Source organism: Shigella sp. FC1661 (assembly GCF_001712525.1).
Lineage (GTDB): Bacteria > Pseudomonadota > Gammaproteobacteria > Enterobacterales > Enterobacteriaceae > Escherichia > Escherichia coli.
In genome coordinates, this window is sequence record NZ_MDGW01000218.1 from 1 (window position 1) to 3,291 (window position 3,291).

Annotated in this window: 4 protein-coding genes and 3 pseudogenes; 6 read left to right on the forward strand and 1 reads right to left on the reverse strand. The window is 47.9% G+C overall.

Annotated features, from left to right (window positions below; genetic code table 11):
• Positions 1–291: pseudogene (locus BFF42_RS13195) on the reverse strand (transposase); the annotation flags it as partial.
• A 168-nt stretch (positions 292–459) separates the two neighbouring features.
• Between BFF42_RS13195 and BFF42_RS13200 the strand changes: the two are divergent.
• The 6 genes and pseudogenes from BFF42_RS13200 to BFF42_RS13225 all read left to right on the forward strand — a co-directional run.
• Entirely contained in the window at positions 460–1,125 is a 666-nt protein-coding gene (locus tag BFF42_RS13200; protein ID WP_012421537.1) for an epoxyqueuosine reductase QueH, read from the forward strand.
• Positions 1,126–1,352: 227 nt separating this feature from the next.
• Positions 1,353–1,508, forward strand: a complete 156-nt coding sequence (gene hokD / locus BFF42_RS13205) for a type I toxin-antitoxin system toxin HokD (RefSeq protein WP_014532198.1) — start codon at positions 1,353–1,355, stop codon at positions 1,506–1,508.
• Between the two features lie 249 nt (positions 1,509–1,757).
• Positions 1,758–2,045, forward strand: a complete 288-nt coding sequence (locus tag BFF42_RS13210) for a hypothetical protein (RefSeq protein WP_000687440.1) — start codon at positions 1,758–1,760, stop codon at positions 2,043–2,045.
• A gap of 19 nt (positions 2,046–2,064) precedes the next feature.
• On the forward strand, positions 2,065–2,682 hold the full coding sequence (locus BFF42_RS13215) for a DUF1367 family protein (RefSeq protein ID WP_001134632.1): 618 nt from the start codon (positions 2,065–2,067) through the stop codon (positions 2,680–2,682).
• Positions 2,682–2,889 (forward strand): annotated as a pseudogene (locus BFF42_RS13220) (nuclease domain-containing protein). The gene BFF42_RS13215 and the pseudogene BFF42_RS13220 overlap by 1 nt, the downstream one beginning before the upstream one ends.
• 51 nt (positions 2,890–2,940) lie before the next feature.
• Positions 2,941–3,291: pseudogene (locus tag BFF42_RS13225) on the forward strand (transposase); the annotation flags it as partial.

The window sequence follows — 3,291 nt, forward strand, 5'->3', positions numbered from 1 at the left end:
GTTCAGGGAGTCTGACATCAAGAGCGCGGTAGCCTTTTTTAATATTTCATTCTCCATTTCAATGCGTTGTAGCTTTTTCCTCAGCTTACGTATTTCGATTTGTTCTGGTGTTATCGGAGAGGCTTTTGGTGTTTTGCCCTGACGCTCATCACGCAGTTGTTTGACCCATCTTGTCATTGTGGAAAGGCCAACATCCATAGCTTTGGCGGCATCTGCCACCGTGTATTTCTGGTCAACAACCAGTTGAGCGGATTCGCGTTTAAACTCTGCGCTAAAATTTCTTTTTTTCATTGGAGCACCTGTGTTGTTCTGAGGTGAGCATATCACCTCTGTTCAGGTGGCCAAATTCAGTGTGCCACTTCAGCCCGAAAGGGCGGGGAGCAGTCACACATCTGTTTCCGATAGCCCCGTTCTAATGCTACACTCTTTGATATTTTTATGACCCCAATAAACATATTTATGACAGTTGCTGATTTCAAACGGCCCAAATTGGAGCTCCCAAACGGGGCAAACAAACTACTACTGCACTCTTGCTGTGCTCCATGTTCCGGTGAGGTGATGGAGGCGCTTCAGGCCTCGGGAATCGACTACACCATCTTTTTCTACAACCCGAACATTCATCCTCAGAAAGAGTATTTAATTCGTAAGGATGAGAATATTCGCTTTGCTGAACAACACGGCGTGCCGTTTATTGATGCTGATTACGACACAGACAACTGGTTTGAACGAGCCAAAGGAATGGAATGGGAGCCCGAACGAGGGATCCGTTGCACCATGTGTTTTGACATGCGTTTTGAGCGGACAGCGCTGTACGCCGCTGAAAATGGTTTCAGTGTGATCAGCAGTTCACTGGGCATTTCACGCTGGAAAAATATGCAGCAGGTTAACGACTGTGGGCGGCGAGCCGTCGCGCATTATCCGGGCATGGTGTACTGGGATTATAACTGGCGCAAGCAGGGAGGCTCGTCCCGTATGATTGAAATCAGCAAGCGCGAAAAATTCTATCAGCAGGAATATTGTGGCTGTGTGTATTCTCTGCGCGATACCAATCTACACCGCAAATCTCAGGGACGCCCTCTTATCAAAATTGGTCAACTCCACTACGGTAAAGAAGAGAAGGAGTGATTTTATGGGGCACCTTTCTGATTGATTTCATATTGGCGAGGTAAGTAGAATGACTGCGGGTGCTTGAGGCTATCTGCTTCAGGCATGAACACTAAAAGGCAGATAGAGAAAAGCCCCAGTTAACATTACGCGTCCGGCAAGACGCTTAACATTAATCTGAGGCCAATTTCATGCTTTGCACATGTAGGTTAGCCTCTTACATGCCGAAAGGCAAGGAGAAGCAGGCTATGAAGCAGCAAAAGGCGATGTTAATCGCCCTGATCGTCATCTGTTTAACCGTCATAGTGACGGCACTGGTAACGAGGAAAGACCTCTGTGAGGTACGAATCCGAACCGGCCAGACGGAGGTCGCTGTCTTCGTAGACTACGAATCCAGGAAGTAAGAGTGACCGGGCGGGGAGCTGATCCCATCCCCGCCCACCTCTGATGTGTCAGGCATCCTCAACGCACCCGCACTTAACCCGCCCATCGCTGTGATCTCTCAGCGTTTCGGCGGGTTTTTTGTTGTTTATTTCTGGTGAATTTGATTCGCGCACCTTCGCAGATAGAATCGACTCACTTAAGTAGCGCGCAGGGAGAAGAGGGATGGACCCCGAACAGGGGAGAGCTATTTATCTGGAAGGATTCTGAAGATGAAAATCGAAGAATTGCGTGAAATTTTTAGTGAAAATGGCCTCTATGCTGTGCGCGTTGAGAATGGAGCGATTGTCAGCCATTGCCGCATTAGATGTTTGCAATCTCAACAAAGGAAGAGCGGTGCTGTGTTATTTTATTTTTGTAATGGACTTCTGACGGACGGTTTTATTTTGCGTGAGGACGAATTTGTCACATCATTACGGGTTTTGAAAGAGATTGGTTTTAAGGCTGGTTTTCTGCTTTTGCTGAAGAATAAACTCATCTACAATCTTGAGCAGGATTGAACTCCTGCTGTGTAACACCGTGCCACCGGAGAAAGCCGATGGCCATATACAACTGATCAAACAAACCTCTTCCGGATTACTTCTCCCGGCGACGCCGGAGAGTTGCGATTTTCTGCATCAAATCAAAACAGGTGAGTGGATACACGCAGACTTTAAGCGTGTGCGTAACTACGCATTCCACAAGCGTTTTTTCAAACTCCTGCAACTGGGATTCGATTACTGGACTCCGATCGGTGGGGCGATTACGCCTCGCGAACGAGAACTGGTATCAGGCTTCGTTGAGTACCTGTGCGAATCAGTAGGCCGGGAACATACGCCAGCTCTGAGCGAAGCCGCAGAGCAATATCTGAATACAGTTGCGACACGCAGAACCCGAGATACAGCATTGCTAAAGTCGTTTGAGGCTTTCCGCGAGTGGGTAACCATTCAGGCCGGATTTTACACCGAGCATATTTATCCGGACGGTAGCCGTGGGCGCAGGGCGAAATCCATCTCGTTTGCGAATATGGACGAAACCGAGTTTCAGCAGGTTTATAAATCTGTGCTGAATGTACTGTTGAACTGGATCCTGTTCCGTAAATTTTCCTCTCCGGAACAAGTCGAAAATGTGGCCGCGCAGCTACTGGAGTTTGCGTAATGGTGGATTTACGTAAAGCGGCGCGGGGGCAGATGTGCACCGTCAGAATTCCTGGCTACTGCAATCACGATCCGGAAACGTCTGTGCTGGCGCATTACCGACTGGCGGGTAAAAACAAGCGATTACACCAAAGAAGAATTACGCCTGATGCATGCAGAAGGTGTTTTTCGCACGCAAGAAATCTGGAGAAAGGATGAGGTAGCCTGAGTTTAACGGACACTCCTTCCTGAAATAGAATGGCATCAGAAGGAGCTAATAATGAGCAGAAAAAACCAACGTTACTCTAAAGAGTTCAAAGCCGAAGCTGTCAGAACGGTTCTTGAAAATCAACTTTCGATCAGTGAAGGCGCTTCCCGATTATCCCTTCCTGAAGGCACTTTAGGACAATGGGTTACCGCCGCCAGAAAAGGGCTCGGTACTCCTGGTTCCCGCACGGTGGCTGAACTGGAATCTGAAATTCTGCAACTGCGTAAGGCGTTAAATGAAGCTCGCCTTGAGCGAGATATATTAAAAAAAGCAACAGCGTATTTTGCACAGGAGTCGCTGAAAAATACGCGTTAATCGAACAATGGCGACAACAATTTCCCATTGAAGCGATGTGTCAGGTAT